Origin of the sequence: Paenibacillus sp. CECT 9249 (genome assembly GCF_918697855.1) — a bacterium.
GTDB lineage: Bacteria > Bacillota > Bacilli > Paenibacillales > Paenibacillaceae > MSJ-34.
The window spans coordinates 70,232-93,777 of sequence record NZ_CAKKLI010000016.1; the positions used below are offsets into that span (position 1 = coordinate 70,232).

The 23,546-nt window shown below is 53.4% G+C and carries 23 protein-coding genes; 21 read left to right on the forward strand and 2 right to left on the reverse strand.

Annotated features, from left to right (window positions below; all coding sequences use genetic code 11):
* The first annotated feature begins 78 nt into the window (after positions 1-78).
* From LQ229_RS13690 to LQ229_RS13740, 11 genes are all read left to right on the forward strand, one after another.
* Positions 79-1,422: a hypothetical protein gene (locus LQ229_RS13690; RefSeq protein ID WP_230192035.1), complete on the forward strand. Its 1,344-nt coding sequence runs from the start codon at positions 79-81 to the stop codon at positions 1,420-1,422.
* 12 nt (positions 1,423-1,434) lie between these two features.
* Entirely contained in the window at positions 1,435-2,163 is a 729-nt protein-coding gene (locus LQ229_RS13695; protein ID WP_230192036.1) for a creatininase family protein, read from the forward strand.
* A gap of 25 nt (positions 2,164-2,188) precedes the next feature.
* Positions 2,189-3,481, forward strand: coding sequence for an ABC transporter substrate-binding protein (locus tag LQ229_RS13700; RefSeq protein ID WP_230192037.1), 1,293 nt, complete (start codon positions 2,189-2,191; stop codon positions 3,479-3,481).
* A gap of 63 nt (positions 3,482-3,544) precedes the next feature.
* Positions 3,545-4,417 (forward strand): sugar ABC transporter permease, encoded by an 873-nt coding sequence (locus LQ229_RS13705; protein WP_230192038.1) that lies wholly within the window; start codon positions 3,545-3,547, stop codon positions 4,415-4,417.
* Between the two features lie 3 nt (positions 4,418-4,420).
* Positions 4,421-5,269 (forward strand): carbohydrate ABC transporter permease, encoded by an 849-nt coding sequence (locus LQ229_RS13710; protein WP_230192039.1) that lies wholly within the window; start codon positions 4,421-4,423, stop codon positions 5,267-5,269.
* A gap of 18 nt (positions 5,270-5,287) precedes the next feature.
* On the forward strand, positions 5,288-6,442 hold the full coding sequence (locus LQ229_RS13715) for a mandelate racemase/muconate lactonizing enzyme family protein (protein WP_230192040.1): 1,155 nt from the start codon (positions 5,288-5,290) through the stop codon (positions 6,440-6,442).
* Between the two features lie 32 nt (positions 6,443-6,474).
* Positions 6,475-7,233: an SDR family oxidoreductase gene (locus LQ229_RS13720; RefSeq protein WP_230192041.1), complete on the forward strand. Its 759-nt coding sequence runs from the start codon at positions 6,475-6,477 to the stop codon at positions 7,231-7,233.
* A gap of 1,288 nt (positions 7,234-8,521) precedes the next feature.
* Complete coding sequence (locus LQ229_RS13725) at positions 8,522-9,127, forward strand: pentapeptide repeat-containing protein (RefSeq protein ID WP_230192042.1); 606 nt, start codon at positions 8,522-8,524, stop codon at positions 9,125-9,127.
* Between the two features lie 657 nt (positions 9,128-9,784).
* Positions 9,785-10,468, forward strand: a complete 684-nt coding sequence (locus LQ229_RS13730) for a DNA alkylation repair protein (RefSeq protein ID WP_216536400.1) — start codon at positions 9,785-9,787, stop codon at positions 10,466-10,468.
* 131 nt (positions 10,469-10,599) lie between these two features.
* Positions 10,600-11,361 (forward strand): DeoR/GlpR family DNA-binding transcription regulator, encoded by a 762-nt coding sequence (locus LQ229_RS13735; RefSeq protein WP_216536401.1) that lies wholly within the window; start codon positions 10,600-10,602, stop codon positions 11,359-11,361.
* A gap of 101 nt (positions 11,362-11,462) precedes the next feature.
* Positions 11,463-11,621 carry a hypothetical protein gene (locus LQ229_RS13740; protein ID WP_216536402.1) on the forward strand — a complete coding sequence of 53 codons (159 nt, stop codon included), beginning with the start codon at positions 11,463-11,465 and terminating at the stop codon, positions 11,619-11,621.
* A 593-nt stretch (positions 11,622-12,214) separates the two neighbouring features.
* Here LQ229_RS13740 and LQ229_RS13745 read toward each other — a convergent pair.
* Positions 12,215-12,622: a hypothetical protein gene (locus tag LQ229_RS13745; RefSeq protein ID WP_230192043.1), complete on the reverse strand. Its 408-nt coding sequence runs from the start codon at positions 12,620-12,622 to the stop codon at positions 12,215-12,217.
* 176 nt (positions 12,623-12,798) lie between these two features.
* Between LQ229_RS13745 and LQ229_RS13750 the strand changes: the two genes are divergently transcribed.
* The 6 genes from LQ229_RS13750 to LQ229_RS13775 all read left to right on the forward strand — a co-directional run bounded on the left by LQ229_RS13750 (position 12,799) and on the right by LQ229_RS13775 (position 16,960).
* Positions 12,799-13,167, forward strand: coding sequence for a hypothetical protein (locus LQ229_RS13750; RefSeq protein ID WP_230192044.1), 369 nt, complete (start codon positions 12,799-12,801; stop codon positions 13,165-13,167).
* Positions 13,164-13,397, forward strand: coding sequence for a hypothetical protein (locus LQ229_RS13755; protein ID WP_230192045.1), 234 nt, complete (start codon positions 13,164-13,166; stop codon positions 13,395-13,397). Before LQ229_RS13750 ends, LQ229_RS13755 begins: the two co-directional genes overlap by 4 nt.
* 119 nt (positions 13,398-13,516) lie before the next feature.
* Complete coding sequence (locus LQ229_RS13760) at positions 13,517-13,954, forward strand: MarR family transcriptional regulator (protein ID WP_216536406.1); 438 nt, start codon at positions 13,517-13,519, stop codon at positions 13,952-13,954.
* A 58-nt stretch (positions 13,955-14,012) separates the two neighbouring features.
* Positions 14,013-14,816, forward strand: a complete 804-nt coding sequence (locus tag LQ229_RS13765; protein WP_230192046.1) for a pirin family protein — start codon at positions 14,013-14,015, stop codon at positions 14,814-14,816.
* 100 nt (positions 14,817-14,916) lie between these two features.
* Positions 14,917-15,528: an NAD(P)H:quinone oxidoreductase gene (gene wrbA / locus LQ229_RS13770; protein WP_230192047.1), complete on the forward strand. Its 612-nt coding sequence runs from the start codon at positions 14,917-14,919 to the stop codon at positions 15,526-15,528.
* A 238-nt stretch (positions 15,529-15,766) separates the two neighbouring features.
* Positions 15,767-16,960: a GTP-binding protein gene (locus LQ229_RS13775; protein ID WP_230192048.1), complete on the forward strand. Its 1,194-nt coding sequence runs from the start codon at positions 15,767-15,769 to the stop codon at positions 16,958-16,960.
* Positions 16,961-17,049: 89 nt separating this feature from the next.
* Here the strand turns inward: LQ229_RS13775 and LQ229_RS13780 are convergent, their stop codons facing one another.
* The gene (locus LQ229_RS13780) at positions 17,050-17,199 is read right to left on the reverse strand and encodes a hypothetical protein (protein ID WP_230192049.1); all 150 of its coding nucleotides are present in this window, start codon (positions 17,197-17,199) and stop codon (positions 17,050-17,052) included.
* Between the two features lie 264 nt (positions 17,200-17,463).
* Between LQ229_RS13780 and LQ229_RS13785 the strand changes: the two genes are divergently transcribed.
* From LQ229_RS13785 to LQ229_RS13800, 4 genes are all read left to right on the forward strand, one after another.
* Positions 17,464-18,144, forward strand: a complete 681-nt coding sequence (locus LQ229_RS13785) for an NAD(P)H-binding protein (protein WP_230192050.1) — start codon at positions 17,464-17,466, stop codon at positions 18,142-18,144.
* Positions 18,145-18,270: 126 nt separating this feature from the next.
* Positions 18,271-20,109, forward strand: coding sequence for a sensor histidine kinase (locus LQ229_RS13790; RefSeq protein WP_230192051.1), 1,839 nt, complete (start codon positions 18,271-18,273; stop codon positions 20,107-20,109).
* Between the two features lie 15 nt (positions 20,110-20,124).
* Positions 20,125-21,330: a response regulator gene (locus LQ229_RS13795; RefSeq protein ID WP_230192052.1), complete on the forward strand. Its 1,206-nt coding sequence runs from the start codon at positions 20,125-20,127 to the stop codon at positions 21,328-21,330.
* A complete protein-coding gene (locus LQ229_RS13800; protein WP_230192053.1) occupies positions 21,327-23,222 on the forward strand; it encodes a substrate-binding domain-containing protein in 1,896 nt (631 codons plus the stop codon). The genes LQ229_RS13795 and LQ229_RS13800 overlap by 4 nt, the downstream gene beginning before the upstream one ends.
* Positions 23,223-23,546: the final 324 nt, after the last annotated feature.

A 23,546-nucleotide genomic window follows, 5' to 3' on the forward strand; every position in this document is an offset into this window, starting at 1 on the left:
AAGCGACTTGCGAGAAACACGGGCGGAATAGGATTGGATCGAATTACAGCTTGGGACAAGCGGAGGAGGAACAAAAAAATGGGAAACAAGTATGTAGGCGTATGGGCCGTCTTTGAGGAAGATTATGCGGAAGGGCTCGAACGGGCGTTCCAGCGCTACAAAGAGGCGGGAATCAAGCATGTCATGTACGGGGGGATCGCGCACGCTTTCGATGTGAACGAACAATTTTACCGCAATACGAAAATCGATCCCTGGATTCAAATCGACTACGAAAAAAACGAAGGGGACGCATTCGGTACGAAATTCAATCTGATTAATTCCGAATTCAACGATTTGAATGCGGTTGCAAAAAAATACGGTCTCAGTCTTGACTTCGACATTACGCCAGGAGTCAGCGACCCGATTGTCGCAGCGTATCCCGATACGGCCGTCGTCAATATCGCGGGAGAGCGAAGCAAGCATTGGATGTGCCCGTCGAATCCGGACGTGCGCGGATACTTCTACGGCAGAACGGAAGATATCCTCAGAAATTATAAAGGAATCCGGGAAGTCGAACTGGATGTCATCAGCATCGATTTCTACGATCCCCAAGTCGTGCCGGATTGGGTGCCGCCGGAGCTGTATCCGCTGCGTCAATTGGCTATAGGCAATTGCTTCTGCGATCATTGCGTCAAAAAGGCGCAGGACAGCGGGCTGGACGTAAACAAGATCAAAGCGGAAATCGCCGCCATTCATAAGGAAGCGACCACGCTGACGTACGACAATTTTAAAAATTTGGCCGATTCGTACCGTGGCTTGTTCGATATTTTGCGGTTCGTGATCAAGCATCCGGATTTGATTCGCTGGCTCCAATTCCGGGGCGAGGCGGTGGACGATTTCGTCATCGGCATGAACAAACTCGTTAAGGGGATCGATCCGACGATTTTGCTGTCGAACGATCTGGTTTCGCCCAGCTTCTCCTGGACGCTCGGCCAATTCTACCATACGCAGTCGAAGTTTACCGACCTGAGCAAGCTGATGCTGTACCATAAGCGCATCGGATCGTTCGAGGTGAAGCCGCTGAAGCGGATCCAACAGGCGATCCCGGAAATTAAGGAAGAGGAATTGCTGGATCAATATTTCCGTTTGAAAGCGTTTAGCGGGCCGGACTCCTTCCAAGGGTTCGTCGACGAAGGCGTCGATGTGGAGAATGTGTTTTACGAAGTGAAGAAAGCCAAGCTTGAAGCCGGCTCCGGCCATCGAATCGTCGCAGGGCTCGTAGGGGACCCTCCCGCCGCGCCGGAGGATGTGCGCGAAGCGGTGAAGATGGCCCATCAAGGCGGCGCCGACGGGTATATGCTGCATCTATGGTACGGAAACGCGCCGAAAGACAATATCGTCGCCTTCGGCGAGCAACTGCGCGAACTGGGAGAAATCGAATAGGAGCGTGAGAAGATGAAAGATGTAACTTGGCAGCAATTTAAGGAAAGCGTTTCCAATAAAAAAGTGGCGATTCTGCCGATTGGCAGCATCGAACAACACGGTCTGCACGCGGCGCTCGGCACCGACTTGTTCATTGCGGAAGGCTTGTCCAGGACAGCGGAAGGACATGAGAACGTCATGATGCTCCCTTCGCTTCCCGTAGGCGTTGCGGAATACCACCGGCATTTCGCCGGTTCGTTGTGGGTTCGCCCGGAGACGCTGAAACAGTATGTCGGCGAAGTGATCACAAGCTTGGCGTATCACGGCGTGCGCAAGGTCATTATCGTGAACGGACACGGCGGCAACCGCGAACCGCTGAAAGAAATGGCGAGATACGTCATGATGGAGGAGCGGATTCACATTGTCGTCTGGACATGGTTCGAAAGCATCGAGCCCGAGATTATCCGCATGTACGGCAGACGTCCGCCGCTGCATGCGGACGAGGCGGAAACGGCCATGCTGATGGCGCTTAAGCCCGATGCGGTCATGCCGGAGTTCTACGAAGCTTCCGCGCAAGGCGCAGGCGAGTGGGGGAAATTTTACCGGGGAACGATGATCTCCCAAGTTGTCCGGGATTTCACGCCGACGGGCGCGACAGGGGATCCGACGAAGACCGATCTCAAACTGGGAGAACGAATGTTGGAGCTTTCGAAGCAAAATCTGCATGAACTTATCGATTATATGAGCGATTTGCAACTATAAATGAATGGATGAAGGGGGAATGGATATGCGCAAGCCATTGCTTGTCCTGATAGGATTGTTGCTATTAATCGGAACGATCGGTTGCGGAAGCGGTTCGGGCGGCTCCGGCAATCAAGGAGGCGGGAGCGAGGCGCCGGCCGGCGGAGGGAAAAAGCAAACGATTTCCTGGTGGGTGCCGAACTGGGACGAAGAAACGGCCAGAAAGCTGGTAGCGAAGTTTGAAAGCGAAAATCCGGACATCAAGGTCGATATCGTCGTGACGACATGGGATACGATGGAGAATAAAATCCGCGTAGCGCTTATGGCGAGCGACGCGCCGGAAGTGATCACCGATCTGGAATCCCGCGTGAAGGACTATGCCGCCAAAAATTTGCTCGCAAAGCTTGATGATTACGTCGAGCGCGATTTGGACAAGTCCGACATCATTCCTTCCGCGCTCGATATCAACACCTATGACGGAAGTTTGTACGGCATACCTTTCCGTCACGACGGATCGGGCATTCTCTATAATAAGGGCATGTTCGAGAAGGCCGGACTCGATCCCGATCGTTTCCCGGAGACGTGGGACGAGTTTATCAAGGCGGCCGAGAAGTTGACCGTCGACACGGACGGCGACGGCAAAATCGATCAATACGGCATGGCTTGGCCGTTAGGCAATCAGGCGAACGCCATTACCCGGTTTATGCAGTTGCTGTTTACAGAGGGCGGATCCTTCTTTGACGAGACGGGGAAAAAGGCCGTTCTGAACAGTCCCGAAGCCGTCGAAGCGATGCGCAAATTGACCGCTACCGTTATCGACGGAACGGCGCCGAAGAGTACGATGGAGGTTGACAATACAGGGGTTCGGGATTTGTTCGTCAACGAGAAGGTGGCGATGTATATCGGCGGACAATTCGATATCGAGCCGATTCGGAAGGCCAAGCCTTCCATCGAATTGGGAACGGCGGTTCTGCCCGGTCCGGACGGGATGGGAACGACGACTGTTGACGGATTTTCCTTCATCATGCCGCAAACGGCCGGCAAGAAAGATTTGGGCTGGAGGTTGATCCAATTTCTATCCGAACCGGAAAATATGGGAGAGTTGACGGCCACTTTTCCGGGCAGAAAGAGCGCCTTGACCTTGCCGAAATTCAGCGATCCGTTATTGCAACCGTTTGCCAAGCAGTTGGATAAAGGCGAAACGAAGCCGGTTGCAGATCGTTGGACCGATATCGAGAAAATTCTGTACCGGAATATGCAGTTGATTATTCTCGAACAGAAAGATGTTCAAGCGACCATGGATCAAGCGAATCGGGAGATCGACGCGTTGCTGAAATAGAAAGCGGCGAAGGCGGGGGCGGGATGTTCCGCTTCCCTGCGTTCGTACGGGAGGTGCATGCTTATGCTTGACAGAAGATTCACGGCGGACGAAAAGCGGGGGATGGCGTTCGTCGCTCCGGGGCTGATCGTGACGTTTCTATTGGTTGTCTATCCGATCGTCTCCGTCGCTCGGCTCAGCTTTTCCGCCAATGCCTTCGGTTCCTTCGACTTTGCCGGTTTCGCCAATTATGCGGAGATTTTCCGGTCTTCCCAGTTCGCCGTTATTTTGAAAAATACGGCCCTGTGGACCGTTGTGACGGTGGCGGCCGCTTTCATCGTCGGGACCGGCTCGGCATTGCTGCTAAATCAGGATTTTGTCAAAGGAAGGAACATTTGGCGCACCCTGCTCATGCTGTCCTGGATTACGCCGGGCGTCGTGAAGGCGGTTCTCTGGAAATGGATGTACAGCTCCGACTTCGGCATGCTGAACCATATGCTGCTCAGCATGCATCTGATCCGGGAGCCGGTATCGTGGTTATCGGATACCCATCTTGCCATTTGGTCGGTCATGTTCGTGCAAGTATGGGAGACGTTCCCGTTTGTCATGCTGATGATGAGCGCCGGCCTGCAGGCGGTGCCGCGCGATTTGTACGAAGTGGCCGATTTGGACGGAGCGGGCCTTTATCAACGTCTCAGATATATCCTTTTGCCGCTTTTGAAGGATGTTACCTTTATCGCTCTTTTGACGCTGATTATTTGGTCGTTGAACGGATTTACCCTCATTTGGATTTTAACCCAGGGAGGCCCCGCGGGAAGCACGACGATATTGGCTTTATCCATTTACGATCATTTCCGTTCGTTCAATTATCATTTGGCGGCGGCGACGTCCGTGTTGCAGTTGGTTGTCAGTTTGATTTTTGCGGTATGGTATATCCGCAAAGCGGGAGGGGAATAAGCGATGAGACATGCCAAGAAAAGCTTGATGTATTCGGTTCGGGTCGTCGCCACTTACGCGGTGCTGACGCTGCTTGTTCTTTGTGTCGTGCTGCCGCTCTTATGGGTGGTCTCTACGTCCTTGAAACCGTCTACGGAAATTTTAAGCATACCGCCCCGCTGGATTCCGAGCGCCGTCACGTTCGAGCATTATTCCCGCGTCCTGTGGGACTCGTCCATTCCAAGGTATTTCGGCAACAGCTTGATGGTCGGGGCGATGGCTACCTTGTTTGCGCTCGTTCTGGGCGGCGCCGCGGGGTACGGGTTCGCGCGGTACCGCTTTAAAGGGAACAGGCCGCTGTCGCTCTTTATGCTGTTCAGCCAGATGCTGCCGCTGACGGTGCTGATGATTCCGATCTTTTTCATGCTGCAGCGGTTGCGTTTGCTCGATTCGCCGATCGGGCTGGCCGTCGCGCATCTCATTCTAACGATGCCGCTCGTCACCTGGATGACGAGAAGCTATTTCCTGTCGATTCCGCGCGAATTGGAGGAAGCGGCGCAAATCGACGGCTGCTCGCATTTGAAGGCGCTTGCGGTCGTTATTTTGCCGTTGGCCGCGCCGGGGATTGCCGCTACGGGCATCTACGCGTTTATTATGTCCTGGAACGAATTCGTGCTGGCCTCCATTCTGACTTCTTCGGATTCCTCGCGGACGTTGCCGATCGGCTTGACGGAGTTTTCCTCCATGTTCGAAGTGGATTGGGGCAGCACGATGGCGGCATCCACGCTCATCTCGTTGCCGGTCATTCTGCTGTTCCTTTGGCTGCAGAAATATTTCGTACAAGGGCTCGCTCAGGGCGGCGTTAAAGGATGATCGCTGCCGCGAGAATCGATGGGGTTGAAATTAAAGCAGAAGGCGGGAGAACAAATGAAAATCGTAGATATCAAGATGATGGCTGTCGAGATTCCGGTCATTCCGTTGACGGAGGGCGGCATTGCGCCTTACCGGGGCAGTCAGGACAAGATCGGCACGACAAGAACGAACAGCCTGATCTTTCGAGTGACGACCGACGAAGGAATCGTCGGCTGGGGCGAGATGAACGCGATCATGAATTGGAAAGTGACGAAAGCGTTGTTGGAGGACTATATCAAACCGCTCGTGATCGGAAAGAATCCTTTCGACATTAACGGCATCATGCGGGAATTCGCCCCGGTGTACAATCCTCAGCTTAATACGAAATGTTTCCTGGCGGCAATCGAGACGGCTTGCTGGGATATTATGGGAAAAGCGGCGAATCAGCCGGTGTACGCCTTGCTTGGCGGCAAGATTCGGGAGCGTATCGATATTTGTTACTGCACGGGCATGATGGAACCGGCTGAATTGAAGGAGAAAGCGCGCCAGGTGAAGGAGGAGGGCTACCGCACGCTCAAGACGAAGGGCGGCGTAGACGTCCTGAAGGATATTCGGCGCGCTCAGGCGCTGCGCGAAGCAGGCGGAGAGGATTTCGACATTCGCGTCGATATGAACCAGGGCTACGATACGCTGCAGGCGCTCCGGTATTTGCACGGCGTGGAAGAGCTCGGCCTGCAATATATCGAGCAGCCGATCGGCGTCAATAAATTCGACGATATGAAGTCGCTTCGCTCCCGGACGACGACGCCGATCGGCATTAATGAAGATTGTTACATCCCGAACAATTTGCTGCGAGCCGTTACGGAAGGCTGCATCGATGTCGCCGTCGTCGATTTCGAACCGCTCGGCGGACTGTCCGAACTGGCCCGCATCGCCGCGATCGCCCGGGAGGCAAAGCTGGCGCTGGCCCACCATTGCGGCTGGGATATGGGCGTCAAGCTGGCGGCCATCCTGCATGCGACCAGCGCGATGCCGGCGTTCAGCTATCCGATGGACAGCACGTATCAGGCGCATGGCGACGATGTATTGACCGAACGGATTCGTATCGCGGATGGCAGTTTCCTCGTACCCGAAGGGCCGGGGCTTGGCGTGGAAGTGGACGAGGAGAAACTTCAATTTTTAGCGGTGCAATAGGACGGTTCGATCATGCGAAGGAGGAGATGCTAGTGGGAGAATTTGCGGGCCGGCATGTCGTCGTCACCGGCGGAGCGATGGGGATCGGCCGCGGCATCGTGGAGAGTTTCGCCGCGGAGGGAGCTAGCGTCGTGTTCGCCGACCGCAACGGAGAGGCGGGAGCGGAAGCGTGCGAGGAGATTTGCCGTAACTCGGGCAATCCGCGGATCGCATTCGTGCAGGCCGATCTGTCGCAACCGGACGGAGTGAACGCGTTGGCGGCCTATGTGAATGAACGGTTAGGCCATGCCGATGTGCTGGTCAATAATGTGGGCGTCAATTTCCGCGGCGGAGATCTATTGCGGCATAGCGAGGAAGATTTCGCGAATACGTACCAAACCAATATTATGAGCGGCGTCCGCTGCATTCAAGCCTTCCTGCCGCGCATGCTGGAGCGGGAGCGGGGCTCCGTCGTCAGCATCTCTTCCACGATGGCGCTCGGGGCTCCTGGCTTCTCCGCCTATTCCTGGTCGAAAGGAAGCGTCGACACGTTGACGAGAACGCTTGCGCTGGAGTACGCCGCCGCCGGGATTCGCTTCAACGCGGTCGCTCCGGGCTTGGTCGCCACCCCGGCGACATTGCCGTGGATGGAAAGCCAGACCGATCCCGCGGGCGCGAAAGGGATTCCGATGCGACGGGCGGGGACTCCCCGTGACATCGCCGAGGCGGTGATGTTTCTGGCTTCCGATCGGGCGTCTTATATTACCGGTCAAATCTTGTACGTCGACGGCGGCTTATCCGTCGGGGAATAATGTGGGAAGATCGTTCATTCGTTTCTTGGGGCGGAGGGCGATCTTTTTTGCGTTATGCGTTCACGCTTAGGTCGGGGATCGCGGGCATGAGCCGAACTTGGGCCGGTTGTCACGACGCGCCGACTTCACTTTTCGAATGGGAGCCTCCTCTTAGCCGGAAATAGTGCATAAAAGTTCCTTATTAATACCCGCCAATCCGCTATTTTCGCGGATTCGCAGCGTGCGCGGCTCGTTTTGTACGATTATTCGTGCACCTTTGCGGGAATAGGGCTCAAATCGGCGAGTATGTATGAAATTTCGAACTAAGTCGACGGATTCGCAGCGTGCGCGGCTCGTTTCGTACGATTATTCGTACACCTTTGCGGGAATAGGGCTCAAATCGGCGAGTATGTATGAAATTTCGAACTAAGTCGACGGATTCGCAGCGTGCGCGGCTCGTTTCGTACGATTTTTCGTATACCTTTGCGGGATCAGGGCTCAAATCGGCGAGTATGTATGAAATTTCGAACTAAGTCGACGGATTCGCAGCGTGCGCGGCTCGTTTCGTACGATTTTTCGTATACCTTTGCGGGAATAGGGCTCAAATCGGCGAGTATGTATGAAATTTCGAACTAAGTCGATGGATTCGCAGCGAGCGGCACTCGTTTTGTACGATTTTTCGCATACCTGAGCAGGATTATCACTGGCGTTGCATTAACTTTTTTCGGCAATATTGAAACAGTTGTGCGGATTACCGTACGATTCCTTCACATTGGTTCTACCGCCTCGCTCCCAAGTTCGCGGACACCGAAGAAGCTGATTGTGACAAAACGCCCAATTTCGGACAGTTCGCGGACATACGATCCTCTATTCGCGGCAAAAACGTAAAAATAAGCCCTCCGACGAACGGATAACGGAACCAATGTCCGCCTAAACCGTGAATAAACGGTTTTGACGCAAAATAACAGCCGTACGGTCCGGATAGCAATTTCTCGATGCAACGCCGGTGTTACCGAGGCCGTATCGTTGATGAATTAGCGCCCGGCGATGTCTTAATAAGGCATATTCGTTCTCAAAACGGCAAAAGTACCGCCCCTTTCCACGGACCGGTTGCTTATGAGCCGAACGTTTTGCATAGATATCCGACGACATGGATGAGTGCTCTGGCGTTGATCCGTTGCTTGTCATGAAATGCTTTGCACGGTATGATGTACCGTTTGCTTGTCATTTTAGGCGTTTGCACGATGCGATAATTCGTTTACAATGGAGGAAAACAGCTTGCGCGGGAGCTGTTCCGGGAGGCGGGCGTATGGTTCAATACGATGGTGAGGAATATGCGGAGAAAGATTTTAGTCAAGCGGAGCTGCGAGACGGGGAATTGCGGAACTGCACGTTTACGCGATGCCGTTTTCGCGGCGCTCATTTGGAGGAAATATGGACGTCGGGCTGCCGGTTTATCGATTGCGATTTTACCGGGGCGTATTTGAACGCTTCGGTTCATGAGAGATCGGCGTTCACGAATTGTACGTTTGCCGGCGCCAATCTGTTTGTCTCCAAGTTCGAAGAATGCAAAATGGTCGGTTCCGATTTCGTTTCCGCCAAATTTGACGGCTTGACGATCCGCGGGGGAGATTGGTCGTACACAAACCTGCGCCATGTGAAGCTCTCTAAGCAACAATTGCGCGGCATCAAGCTGACCGAAGCGGATATGTACGAATGCGATTTGGAAAAGGCGGATCTGCGCGACGCCGACCTCTCTCGCGCCCGTCTAGGCAAAGCGAAAATGGCCGGCGCCGACTTGCGGGGAGCGAAGCTCGACGGGGTCGATTTCAAATCGTTCGAGATTAAGGGTGCGCGGCTGGATGCGGTGCAGGCCGTTTTGTTCGCCCGTTCTTACGGGGCGAAGGTGGAGTAGTTGTACCATCAAGGCGAAAAAAGATGTATTGCGAGTCCATTTCATTATTCGCGACCGTTGATGTAACTGGCTTTATTGCGCATATCGAAGGGGATGCCTCGCTATTCGAAGCGACCCGCACCGACCCGCGCTTCCTAGTTTGGCGCTAACGAAACTAACAATCCTTATTGGGCTCAAAAAGAAGACAATCTCATTCTAACGAAAGCACATATCGCTATTCATTGGAAATCGGCGGTCTTACCGGCTTTTTCCTCTCATTAGCGTGTTTCAATTTCGTTACGCGAGCAACAAGGCGATTTACAGGCGATTAGCGTGTCTATGTTTCGTTACCCCGCCCCGCGGGCCGTCAGCCGCCAAAGGTTTTATAAAAATGACTCTTTAGCAGGCTTTGCTGCAGCAACCGATCAACACAGGTGGAAAGATGCACAATTGCAGTTTTACGAATGGATGGTTTGAAAGGATGACTGCATTGCTTCGTCATCCTAGGCCGTTTTTAAAGTGATGCAACGGTAGCGGTTGCTCGAGCGAAATCCCCCTACCTCGACTTTTGTAGATGGACTTTAAGCATTAATTGTGCGGGGGAGCCAATCGCGTTGCATCCGTTATCAGATGTAGGTACAACGAATAGCATCAGTGCGAGAAAAGGGGCGGTAGCGAATGCTTAGCACTGCGGATTACATACGGCGGCTGGCCGAAACGTTCGCGGCGCATGCCGATCCGGATCAAGCGGCGGCGATGCGCGCATACATGAAGAACCAATTCGATTTTATCGGATTGAAAGCGCCGGAGCGGAAGGCATTGACGAAACAGTTCTATACCGAGTACGGGAGTCCGGCTGACGGTCAATTGCAGGACGTTGTAACAGGGCTTTGGGCTTTGCCCGAAAGGGAATTTCAAAATGTCGCCCTGGACATGCTGGAGCGACGGGTGAAAAAGTTGGACAAGTCGTATATCGGCCTGTTCGAAACATTAATAACGACCAAGCCGTGGTGGGATACGATCGATCCGATCGCCTCCAAGCTAATCGGTTCCTTCATGCTGAAATATCCGGAACTGATCGAAGATTATCCGGAGAAATGGATCGCATCGGGCGATATGTGGCTGCAGCGTACCGCTATTTTATTTCAATTGAAATATAAAGCGAAGACGAACGTCCCGTTGCTCTTCCGGTATATCGACAATTGCAGCGAGTCGCGCGAATTTTTCATTCAGAAGGCTATCGGTTGGGCGCTCAGGGAATACGCGAAGACGGATGCGGCCGCGGTTCGCCGGTTTGTCCAGGAGCGTCGCCTTGCGCCGCTTAGCCGAAGGGAAGCGCTGAAAGGAATGGCGGAGGAGTAAGCCGCGAAAAGAAGGGAGCAAGCGTGCACGAAGGGAAACGAACGGGGAAATGGCGTATGCGGATCGGCTTTGCAATGGTATAATAGAGGGACGAACATACGAACGTTTTCATATGGAGGAACGGTGTAAGCATGCTAGTAGCCGAAAGATACGAGCGAATCGTCCGCCTGGTCAATGAACGAGGCAGCATTCGGGTGAACGAGCTGAGCGAGCTGTGCGGAGTAACGGAAGAGACGATCCGCCGGGATTTGACCCGGCTTGAGCTGGAAGGGAAACTGCGCCGCAGCCACGGCGGCGCGGTTAGCGTTAGAACCGCCGCGGAAATTCCGCATGCCCAGCGGGAAATTATGAATATGGACGAGAAGCGCCAAATCGCGCAATATGCGGTTCAATATATCGCGCCGCGGGAGCGGATCATCCTCGACGCCAGTTCGACGGCCTGGTATATGGCGGCATTGATTCCGGACATCCCGCTGACGGTGTTGACCAACTCGATGAAAGTCGCGCAAGAATTAAGCGTCAAGGAGAAGATTGAAGTCATTGCGGTGGGCGGCCTGCTCTCGCCGGCTTCGTTATCATTTGTCGGCCCGTTGGCCGAACGTTCGCTTGAGCCGTACTTTGTGGACAAGGCATTCCTGTCTTGCAAAGGATTGCATTTGGACAAAGGCCTCAGCGAATCGAACGAAGCGCAGGCCAGAGTGAAGCAGAAGATGATCGAACAGGCCGGCCAAGTGATACTGCTTGCCGATTCCAGCAAAATCGGGGTGCAGGCGTTCACGAAAGTATCCGATTGGGAAGCCATTCACCGGCTGGTTACGGATCAGAACGCGCCTGACGGATTCGTTTCCGGCCTGCGTGAGCTCGGTGTAGACGTCGTGCAAATCGACGGGTAGACACCGCGACATGCGTTCGGCAGGTTCCCCGTCCGGGGGGTGCGAGCTTTCAGCGGTTATTTCCGTTTGAAAAGGAGCATCCTAAGCGAGGGTGGTATGGAATGAGCAGCAAAGAAAAGCGAATGAAACCGCATGAACCGACGATTGCGCCGGGGCTGGAAATGGACGAATTGAAAGAAAAGGCGTCGAAGGAAGAGATCGAACGCGGGGACTCCACATCGGTGACCAATTTGATTCTCGACCGTACGCCGGAAGATTAGAAGAACCGCCCAAGCGCGGTTCTTTCGCTTAGAGAGATCTTGGAATCGGATAGTATGTTGTATGAAATACAACATACTATCCCTTTATCATCAATTTTTTGTCTCTATATTGCAAAAAGTACAACATTTTCAGGTCAATTTAGCCAAAATGGCCTTTAAGTTGCAAATATGTTGTATATTTTACAGGCTACGGCTAAGGTTCGCCTTTCCGTCCCCGCATATGTTGTATTCTATACAACATGCACGCATGCGAGCAGGCCGGTCGGGATGAGCGGTACCGAGTTGAAACAGCACGGCGGCGAAACTCCATCATCCAACCGGCTTTGCCCGCAGCATGGCGAAACTCGCAGTACGGTGGAGAAACCCCATCATCCAATCGGCTTATCAACTGCCCGGCTTCGGTCCGCCCGGCTGCGTCGCGGAACCGCTCATCAACCGCCCCGCCGCCTCGCACAGCCATATATTCGCCACCCGCCCAGCTATTCGGCCCGCCCGGCCGCGTTGCGAAACCGCTCATCAACCGCCGCCGACCGCGCAGCTATATCCGCCACCCGCCCGGCTATTTCGGCCCGCCTGCTGCGTCGCCGAACCCATTATCCCTTATCCACGCCGTTCTGCTTCTCCACTTCCTTCATGATTCGCCACACTTTGATCATCTCCACCTGTTGTTCTTGCGGCGCGTCCAGAAAATCCCGGATAAACCGCTGCACTTCCGGGTTGTCATGACGCTCGAACCGGTAAGAGGCGGCTCCTTCGGCGATCTCTTCCGGCTGTTCGAGATAACCCGCCGCTTCCATCAATTGCCGGACCGAAACTTGGTTATCCGCTTTGGAAGCTAATTTATTGATTACGTTCGCGCTCGGAGCGTTGGCGACAAGCGACCGCATCAAACGGGAAATATACCCCGGGTCAACGCCGGTATCGACGCCGAACTTGTTGATCGACCGCTTGCCTTTCGCCTGCCCGAGCAGCGCGGCGAATTTTTCCTTATTAAATGACATCGGCATTCCCTCCGTATCTTCATATTACATGGGATATTGTCCGTGAGCAATATCATAACGGTATTTTTGCCGGAAAACAATGTCGTTAAAAAGCAACGAAAAAGATTGACTGTTGTTCGCAGACATGATATTTTAGTGTTGTTACCAGACAATGTTGGGGTTGGGGGCGGTAGCAAATGAACATCAATATTGACGCATTACGGCAACTTGCGGAGGAACGGAATTGGAGCATTCCCGAACTGGCAGCGCGGCTGAATGTGGAATACTCTTATTTGCACCGGGTTTTGAAAGGCGAGAAGAAAGGCGGAGGCAAGCTGTTCGCGGGCATTTACAACCTTTGCGTCGAAGAGGGGTTGCAGGCGGAACATTTTTTTGGCGGCGACAGAATATTGTCTACGAACAACGGCGAGTCGAAGGCATCGGCTTCCCGTTCGATCCACTCGCCCGTCACGCTCCACGAAGCGCTGCGGCTTGCCGCCGACTTGGCGGAGGATAACGAACGTTTGCTGCGGGAATTATACGAGAGGAAGGGGAAAAGAGGATGATCGACGCAATCGAGCCGAAGGAATACAGCAAACGGGCCGTACGTTTGGCGGTTCACTCGGAATGCGGCGACAGGCTGGTCGCGATCGCGAAGGAATGCGGACAACTCGCTCACGAGTTGATGCTGTACGGCAGGACGATGGACGAACTAGAACAGGAAATTATAGCGACGAGGCTGGCTTTGCTGCGCGCGGAACGGGACGACATCATCCGGCAGTATGCAGAAGTTTGAAACTACAGGGATCCACAATCGGGATGAGCGCGGGCGCTTGACATCGGCAATTCAACGGGAGTATAATTGTCTCGAATTCGAGATATATCTCGCAAGACTCGCAAGAAATGAGGAGCGTTATGAAGAAAGACGTATCGTTGGAGTTGTTCGTCGCTCTTTCCCGCGCCTATCAATCGGTCATGGAGCATGCGAAGCGGGACATACGCCGCCACTTTATCAACCCGACGGAATTTGCCGTTCTTGAACTGCTGTATCATAAAGGAGCGCATCCGTTGCAGCAGATCGGGGAGAAAATATTGCTCGCAAGCGGAAGCATCACCTACGTGGTCGGCCAATTAGAGAAGAAAGGCCTGCTCAACCGCAGGATATGTCCGGAGGACCGGCGCATCACCTTTGCCGAAATATCCGATCAAGGCCGGCAATTGCTGGACGATATCTTTCCGGAACATGAGGAAGCGATTCGCAAAGCGGTGCAAGGCTTGGACGATCAAGAGAAAGAGACGGCATTACAATTGCTGAAAAAGCTCGGGAAAGAAGCAAAAAAACAGTTGCAGTAATTTTTTTTCGATAATTATCTCGAATTCAAACTAATTACGATCCAAGGAGGGAACAACGATGCAATTTCGCTTATATCCGCCTGCGCTGCAAGGGAAAGGCGAATTCGACGGCGGCGCGATCGTAGAGCAGAAGCCGATCGGCTTCCCGAGGGAAGGATCGGCGGTCAAACGAATCGGCCCGCTATTTTATTGGGCATGGGCGCACGCGCCGCGCGAAGGCTTCATCGATTCCCATCCCCATCAGGCGTTTGAAATCGTAACTTATGTCATACAAGGCGAGGCGCATCACGGCGATTCGCTCGGGACGCAAAGCGTTGTCGGTCCCGGCGGAGCCCAAGTCATTCAGGCCGGATCCGGCGTGTACCATAACGAGCGGCTTGTCGGACCGGACGCCGAAATATTCCAGATTTGGTTTGAGCCTTCGATCCGCGATGCGCTGCGGCGCGACCCGACCTACCGCCAATATGAGGATGCGCAGTTTACGCGAACCGAACGGAAAGGCGCGGTCTGCAAGAAGGTGATCGGCGAAGGGTCGCCGATTGCGTTGGTTGCCGATGCGAATATGTGGGATGTGCGGATCGAATCGGGGGCGCAGTACGTTCACGAGCTCCCGGCGGGCCGTTCGCTCGCGCTATTGGCCGTTCGCGGCGAAGGGTCGATTGCCTCGCTGCCTGAAGGAAGCGGCGACGATTCGGAACAACATGCGGCGCGAACCGATTTCAAGCATCGCGATTTTGTCGTAGCGGACGCGGAAAGCGGCCGTTCGCTGATCATCCGGTCCGGCGGCGGCGAAGCGCTTCGGGCGATACTCATCGAAGTGCCGACCCGGGTCGATTATCCGCTCTATCCGAAACGGAATTAGCGCCTTCCGGACCAATATACCGGTACGAGCGACATTTATTCGTTTGAATTTCCTTATATAAGGATATTCTATAAAAAATACGCAAAAGGAGATTAGGAACATGTCTAACGTAAAACTGGCGATCATTTATTACAGCTCTACGGGAACGAACTACAAACTGGCGGAAATGGCCGCAGAGGGAGCGAGAGAAGCGGGGGCCGAAGTGAAAGTATTGAAGGTGCCCGAATTGGCGCCGGAAGCGGCGATCAATTCGAACCCGGCTTGGAAAGCGCATGTTGACGAAACGAAGGACGTTCCGACCGTAACGTTGGCCGACTTGGAGTGGGCGGACGCGATTATTTTCAGCGTACCGACTCGTTTTGGCGTCATGGCGGCGCAAATGAAGCAGTTCCTCGATACGACCGGCGGACTATGGTTCCATGGCAAGCTTGTCAACAAAGTCGTCAGCGCGATGACGTCGGCGCAAAACCCGCACGGAGGACAAGAGCAGACGATCATGTCCCTGTATACGATGATGTATCATTGGGGTGCGATCATCGCCGCGCCGGGCTATACGGATCCCGTCATTTTCGCGGCCGGAGGCAATCCGTACGGTACGAGCGTCACGGTCGACCAGAACGGCAACATGGTTGAAAACGTGAAAGATGCGGTCAAGCATCAAGCGAAGCGGACCGTAACCGTAGCCGGTTGGGTGAAAAACGGGCAGCAATAAGCCATAAGCCGGCGTCGTTCATGAACGCCGTTCGCGCAAGGCCAAGCAACATCGGCCGGGCGCAGCGGCGTTTTTTGCGGTTTGACATTTGAAGAAGCGTATGATAGTTTAATATTATTCGTAATTATTACGATTAAAATAAACAATAGGAAGGCAATAGCAATACCTTTTGCAGAGCCGTTCCTATTTTTTATCGCTATTAATCGTAATCATTACATATAAGGAAGGGGAATTCTGAATGGAATCATCGAAAATACCTGTCACCGTGCTGAGCGGTTACCTCGGAGCGGGGAAGACGACGCTGTTGAATCATGTGCTGAACAATCGGCAGGGGATGAAAGTGGCGGTGATCGTCAACGACTTGAGCGAAGTCAATATCGACGCGGATTTGATTCAAGGCGGAGGCGGACTCTCCAGAGTGGACGAGAAGCTGGTTGAAATGTCGAACGGCTGCATATGCTGCACGCTGCGCGAAGATTTGCTGAGCGAGGTGGAGAAGCTTGCCAAGGAGAAGCGTTTCGATTATATATTGATCGAATCGACGGGCGTCGGCGAACCGATCCCTGTCGCGCAAACGTTCACGTATATCGACGAGACGAACGGGATCGATTTGACGGCTTTTTGCCGCTTGGATTGCATGGTTACGGTCGTGGATGCGTACAATTTCTGGCATGATTACTCGTCGGGCGAAAGCTTGCTTGACCGGAAGCAAGCGGTAGGGGCGGACGATATGCGCGATGTGGTCGATTTATTGATCGATCAGATCGAATTTTGCGATGTGCTCGTATTGAACAAATGCGACAGCATCGACCCGGATCAATTGGAGGAATTGACCAAAGTGCTCCGAGCCTTGCAACCAACCGCCAAACTGATCTGCACCAACTACGGCCGAGTCGATCCGGCGGAAATTATGAATACGGGACGGTTCGATTTCGAGCGTTCCAGCACGTCGGCCGGGTGGATTCAGGAAATGCGGAAAGAACATCATACGCCGGAGACGGAAGAATACGGCATATCCTCGTTCGTTTACGAGCGGAGGCGGCCGTTTCATCCGGAGCGGCTCAGGTTATGGATGCATGATTGGCCGGAAGAGGCGGTGCGCGCCAAAGGAATCGTCTGGGTGGCGTCGCGCGACCGGTATGCCCAAACGATCAGCCAGGCGGGACATTCCATCCAGTTCGGTCCCGCGGGTTACTGGATCGCCTCCTTGCCGGGCAAGGAGCGGGAGGAGGCGCTGAAGGCTTATCCGGAATCGGCGAAACAATGGGATCCGGTCTTTGGCGACCGCATGAGCAAGGTTGTCTTCATCGGGGTGGAGATGGACAAGCCGCGAATGATCGAATCATTGGATCGTTGTTTATTGCGCGATGATGAGATGGATCTCGATTGGAGCCGATTCGAGGACAGGCTGCCTAATAGCGCGGAACTGTAATATCGAGCGTGCAATCCGGTCCGGACAACGCGAACAAGGCAGCCCCGGTACATCCGAGACTGCCTTGTTCCTGTTATTTCATAGGGAAATTAGAAGATCCAAGAGCGGCTTACGATAACGAGCAAGATGAACAGAACGAGAATGACACCCGTCGAAGTAAAGATTCCGCCAAATCCGCCGAATCCGCCGACTCCGCCGCATCCGGGACCGACACCGACACCTGCTACTGGGTATGACAATTGAATTCCTCCTTGCTTCATGATAGTTCTTTATTGTTGCATGTTATATTATGCCACGGGACAAAATACCGCTTGGGCCGCTGCTGTCGGCAATCCGCCTTTTTCGTACGCCATTGACGCGGGGACAAGCGCACGGGAGGCCGATTTGCCGCCCGTCCTGAATGAACGAACGGCAGTGGCTTTTTCGCGCGGTCAAGCTGCTTCTGGGCGACTGGTTGGATATAATAATAACAGCTAATGGCTGCGTGCAAAGGGGGATGCAGGATGGGAAAAAAAGCCGTTGTCGCGGGAGCTACCGGACTGGTAGGCAAGGAGTTGCTACAATTGCTCCTTTATTCGCCGGCTTACGACCGTGTCGTGATATTGGCCAGAAGAACGGCAAATGTGCAGCATGCGAAGCTCGTTGAGAAGACGATCGATTTCGAATCGTTTGCGGATACGGAATTTGCGGACGACTTCCAAGGGGCCGACGTATTCTGCACGTTAGGCACGACGATGAAAAAAGCGAAGACGAAAGAAGCCTTTCGCCGGGTGGATCGCGACTATCCGTATCGATTCGGCCGGTTGGCCAAGCAGGCGGGGGCCGGACAATTTCTGATCGTGACCGCAATGGGAGCCAAGCGGGACTCCGCCTTTTTCTATCATCAGGTGAAAGGCCAGGTCGAAGAAGATTTGATTGCGCTGCATTTGCCGGCGTTATATTTGTTCCGGCCTTCGCTCCTGCTTGGCAAACGGGAAGAGTTTCGTCTTGCCGAACGATGCGGCGGAGCCGCGGCCCAAGCGGCTTCTTTCGCGATGTTCGGGCCATTGCGCAAATATAAGCCGATCCATGCCCGTACGGTTGCGCAAGGAATGCTTGCGGCGGCGATGACGAACCGTCCGGGCACGCATCTGTACCAGTCCGACCAAATCGCCGCGCTTGCCAAGCGATTCGCGGAGCGCTAGTTCGCTACATTGAACCGAATATTGTAAAAAATATCTTTTAAATATAAATACAATGATTGCATGCATCTGTAAAATAAGAAGTAAAAAGAATTCGAGGATCTTGAAAGCGGCGCAAAACTCGATATAATGAAGAAAAAAGAAACGGGTGAGCGTGTGTTCGCAAATTTCGTACTAAATGCCGTACAACGGTTTCGCAACCGCAGCATCCGTTTTAAGCTGCTCTTGTATTTTGTCATCATTATTTTAGTTTCCATCGTGACGCTGGGCGCGGTCGGGACTACATTATACAAACGATCGATGGAAGAAACGGCGAATGAACATACGATCCAAATGATGGGGCAGGTCAAACACAACATCGTTCATTATTTCTCGGAAATGGAAAATATTTTGGATTACATTACGCATCAGCGCGAAGTCGTCTCTTTTTATCGAATGAACGGGCTGGACGAAGCGGCGCAAGCCCGGAATCGAGCCGAGGTGCAAGGCGTTATAGCGATGTACGAGAACAATCACCCGGAAATTGCCGGGATATTGCTCGTGAACGAGGCGGATCAATTCGTTAGCAACAAATTGGAGAAAATCGTGCGCGATCCGCTGACCAGCGAAGCTTGGTACCGGGAAACGGTGCGTCATTCGGACGAACTGCGGCTGATCAGCAAGCCGATCGGCAGAAATTTGAAGACAGAGTACAACTACAGCGCCGATCAGGTGCTATCTTTCGTCAAAGCGGTGAAGGATCCCGAGACGGGATCCGTGCTCGGCGTCGCGCTGCTGGATTTGGAACTTAGTGTGATCCAAAGAACGATCGAATCCGTCTCCTTGGGGAAAAGCGGGTTCGTCTATATTACGGATCAACAAGGCGGCATCGTCTATTCCCCGGTCAATCCCGCGGTGTATCGCATACATCCGGATTGGTTAGAAAGCGGTTACATCAATATGGTCAAAACGATTCATAACCGGTCCTATCAAATTATGCAAAACCGGTTTGAAGATATTCACTGGAAAATTGTCGGCGTCTTCCCGCTCGACGAGTCGCAATCCGTTGTCGTCAAGCTGCAGTTGTATACCGTTGTCGTCGTCCTGATTACGCTGTTGATGGCGGTTATGATTTCATGGTTTTTTACCAATTCCATCATCAATCCCGTCCGGAAGCTGCGCAGTCTCATGAAGCGGGTGGAGGAAGGGGAGATGCAGCTGCGGTTTCATATCCGCTCCAAAGACGAAATCGGCCAACTCGGGCATAGCTTCAACAAAATGGTGCAAGAAATCGAGCGTTTGATCCAACTGGTGTATACGGAGCAGAAGGAGAAGCGCGAAGCCGAGCTGAAAGTGCTGCAGGAGCAGATCAAGCCGCATTTTTTGTACAACACGCTCGACACGATTCAATGGATGGCCCAAGACCGGAAGGCCGACGACATTGTGGAAATGGTCGGCGCTTTGACGAATTTGTTCCGCATCGGGCTAAGCAAAGGCAAAGAAACGATTCGGCTTGCGGAAGAACTGAAACATGTGGAAAGCTACTTGATTATCCAGATGGCGCGGTACGAAGGGAAGCTCAGTTGCCGGATCGAGGCGGACGATGAACTGATGGATTGCACCGTACTGAAACTTATTTTGCAGCCGCTCGTGGAAAATGCGATTTATCACGGCATCAAGATGAAAAAAGGAAAAGGCATGATTCGGATCGAAGCGGTCAAACGCGAGGAGAGATTGGTATTATCCGTCGCCGACGACGGGGTAGGCATCGATGCCGGAGCTCTCGCGCGAATCAACGCCGGCTTGAAACATGCCGGGAACCCGGAATATAAGAGCGGCTACGGGCTGTTTAACGTGAACGAGCGAATTCGCCTCACCTACGGCGCTGCGTACGGGATCGAAGTGGAGAGCGAATACGGACAAGGTACCCGAATCAACGTATCGTTGCCGCTGATGCGTGACGGAAACGCAAGCGTATCCATGGAATGAAAGGAGGAAGGACCCATGTGGAAATTGGCCATTGCCGACGATGAACCGAGAATTCGCCGCGGTTTGACGCAGGTGCTGCCATGGGAAGAGCTGGGCATTGAGCTGGTTGGAGAAGCGGAAGACGGGATAGAGGCGCTGGAGCTTGCCAAGGCCGCCAAGCCCGATCTGATGTTTGTCGATATCAATATGCCGTTTCTGGACGGATTGTCTTTCATCGAGCGCGTGCAGTCGGAACATCCATGCCTCATTATCGTCATTACCGGGCACGATGAGTTCAAATATGCCCAGCAGGCCGTAAAGCTGCAAGTATTCGATTACATATTGAAGCCGGTGTCGAAGAGCCATTTGAAGGAGACGGTCGATAAAGCGCTGCAAACGTTGGAAGACCATAAATTCAAGGAGGAGCATCGGTCTTGGGCGAATAATCAATTGCAGAGCAATTCTCTTCTTATCCGGGACACTTTTCTGCGCAAATGGGTGCACGGTTTGACGACGCCCGAAGAAGCGGCCCGGAACATCGAATTTTTGCAACTGCCGATTACCCCCGCCACGCGAATGTCGTTGGTCAAGGTCGTGCAAAGTACGGACATCGGCGCGGCCAAGCGGGAATGGAGCAAAGAACTGCTGGAGTTCGCCTCCAAAAATGTGATCGAGGACGTGCTCGGCAATAAAGAAACGAACATTGTGTTCCATGACGAGAAGGGACAAATTGTCATACTGGGGCCCGACATGCCGGAGTGCGACTGGTTCGAGCTGTATGAGCGGATGCAAAGCCAAATTGAACGAATATTGGGGAAAATAGCGGTCTGCGCGGGTAAAGTTATAGGTGAGGACGATCGGGCCGCCGATGGGACCTATCGCGAGCTGATGCAGGAGATTGCGGTGAAAGGAAGCTATTCCCCGGTTGTCATGCTGGCCAAAAAGGTGATGGAGCAAGCGTACGCCATGCCGAATCTTACGCTGCAGGATGTGGCCGATCAAGTGCGGGTCAGTCCGGCTTATTTAAGCAAATTGCTGAAAAAAGAAGTGGGGCTTTCCTTTATCGATTATTTGACCAAGATGAGGATTCAACGGGCGATGCTGTTCATGAACGATCCGGGTTATAAAGTGTATGAAATTGCGGAGAAAGTCGGGTACAACAGCCAGCATTATTTCAGCAACGCGTTCAAAAAAATAACCGGCATCTCTCCGATGTCGTACCGCAAAGGGAACCGGACATGAGAAGCGCGATCGTCAAGGCGGCGCTGCTTGGTATCGGTCTGTTGGCGCTGCTGATCGGATTGTATTCGTACGGTACCGTCGGCCAAAGGGCCAAGAGTGCGGAAGACGAAGTCAAATATTTGATCGGCGTGTCCCAGCCTAATCTCGTCGAGCCGTGGCGCGTCATGATGAACGAGGAGATTAAGCGGGAGGTTGAGAAGCATGCCGATCTTCGCGTCATCTTCACCGACGCCGCGAACGACAGCCGCCAACAGGCGGACGATGTTCGCAAGCTGATGGGCTATGGCATCGATTTGCTTATTATTTCATTGGACGATCCGGTTATGCTCACGCCCATCGTTACGGACACGTTCCGCAACATTCCGGTCATCGTGCTCGGACGGGGCGTAACCGGGTACGATTATACGTTATATATCGGCACGGATAACCGCTTGATCGGCAGCAAGGCCGGCGAATACGCCAAGCAATTGCTTGACAACGGGAGCGGCAAACGAATTATCGAGATCAAAGGCTTGCAAGGGGCGCCGACCGTCGAGGAACGAAGCGCCGGATTCCATGAGGCGCTTGCGGATCGGGAAGACATCCGGATCGCCGCCTCGATCTATGCCGATTGGCAGCGGGACAAATCCGAAGACGAATTGAACGAATTGCTGGCCGATCATGCCGATGTCGATTTAATATTCGCCCATAACGACGCGATGGCTTTGGGCGCCTCCAAGGCGCTGGCGCATCATCGGATTTCCGGCGTGACAATTATTGGCGTCGACGGCGTCAACAGCGATAACGGCGGATTGCAGCTCGTCAAGAACGGGGTGCTGACCGGCACGTTTACGAGCCCTACCGGCGGCGGGGAAGCGATACAATATGCCGTAGACATTTTAAATGAAGAGAAAGGAATTCCGAAAAAAGTTATACTGCGAAGCCATCAAATTACAGCCGATAACGCGGAGTCGTTTGAACGCAAAACGGCCGTTTCCGAGGTGAAGCCGAGACGCGGGATCACGGATCACCGTCCGATTCGAATCGGCTTTGCCCAGGTAGGAACGGAGAGCGGTTGGCGGCTCGCGCATACCAAATCGGTCATCTCCGCGGCCAAGGAAGAGGGCATCGAACTATTATTCGAAGATGCGGATCAACAGCAGGAGAAGCAGATCGAATACATACGAAAGTTTATTGCCGAACGGGTGGATATCATCGTCTTCTCGCCCGTCATCAAGACGGGTTGGGATGAGGTGCTGCGGGAAGCGAAAGAGGCCGGCATTCCGGTCATTCTCTCCGACAGGGAAGTCAAGGTAAGCGACGACTCGTTGTGGACGGCCTATATCGGCTCCGATTTTACCGAAGAAGGCCGCCGCGCCGCACGGTGGCTAGTGCAGGAGCTCGCCGATGCGGAGGGCGGCGTCAATATTGTCGAGCTTCAGGGGACGAAGGATTCCGGACCGATGGCAGGCCGCAAACAAGGCTTTGAAGATATTATCGCCCAAGACGGGAAATACCGGATCGTCGATTCGTTGCAGGGCGATTTTACGTTTATCAGCGGGAAAGAATTGATGCATGAAGCGTTGAAGAAGCATGGAAGCAATATCCATGTCGTTTACGCGCATAACGACGATATGGCTCTCGGGGCGATCGAAGCGATCGAGCATGCGGGGCTGCGCCCCGGCAAAGATATACTCGTCATCTCGATCGATGCGACGAAGGCGGCGCTCAAAGCGCTCGCGGCCGGCAAGATGAATTTTGTCGTGGAATGTACGCCGCTGCTCGGGCCGCAATTGATGAAGGCCGTCAAAGATTACATGGCCGGCAAGGAACTGCCGATGAAGATCATTACTTCGGAAGGCGTGTTCACGCAAGAAACCGCCAAGCGGGAGCTGGCGAACCGGGAGTATTAAATAGGATCGGCATCCTGCCGCAATGATGCGGAATCTCGCAACTTTTCACCCATTATTGCAAATACATTCCGCAGGTTTCCAGTTATAATAAACACAAATCAGAGTAAGCGAGGGTTCTAATTGAATTAGAGCCTTCTTTTACACCTGTTATGATACAAAATGTATCGAAAAAGACGGGTTTTTGTCGAAATTGATACATTGATGCTATATGAATGATTGTTGATCGTTATTTTCATAGAAAAGGTCGGCAAAAGAAAGGAAGGCGGATCGATGAAACGCTGCGTCTGGCCGGGATTCGTTAAAGGAGGTGCATGGAGATGTAAC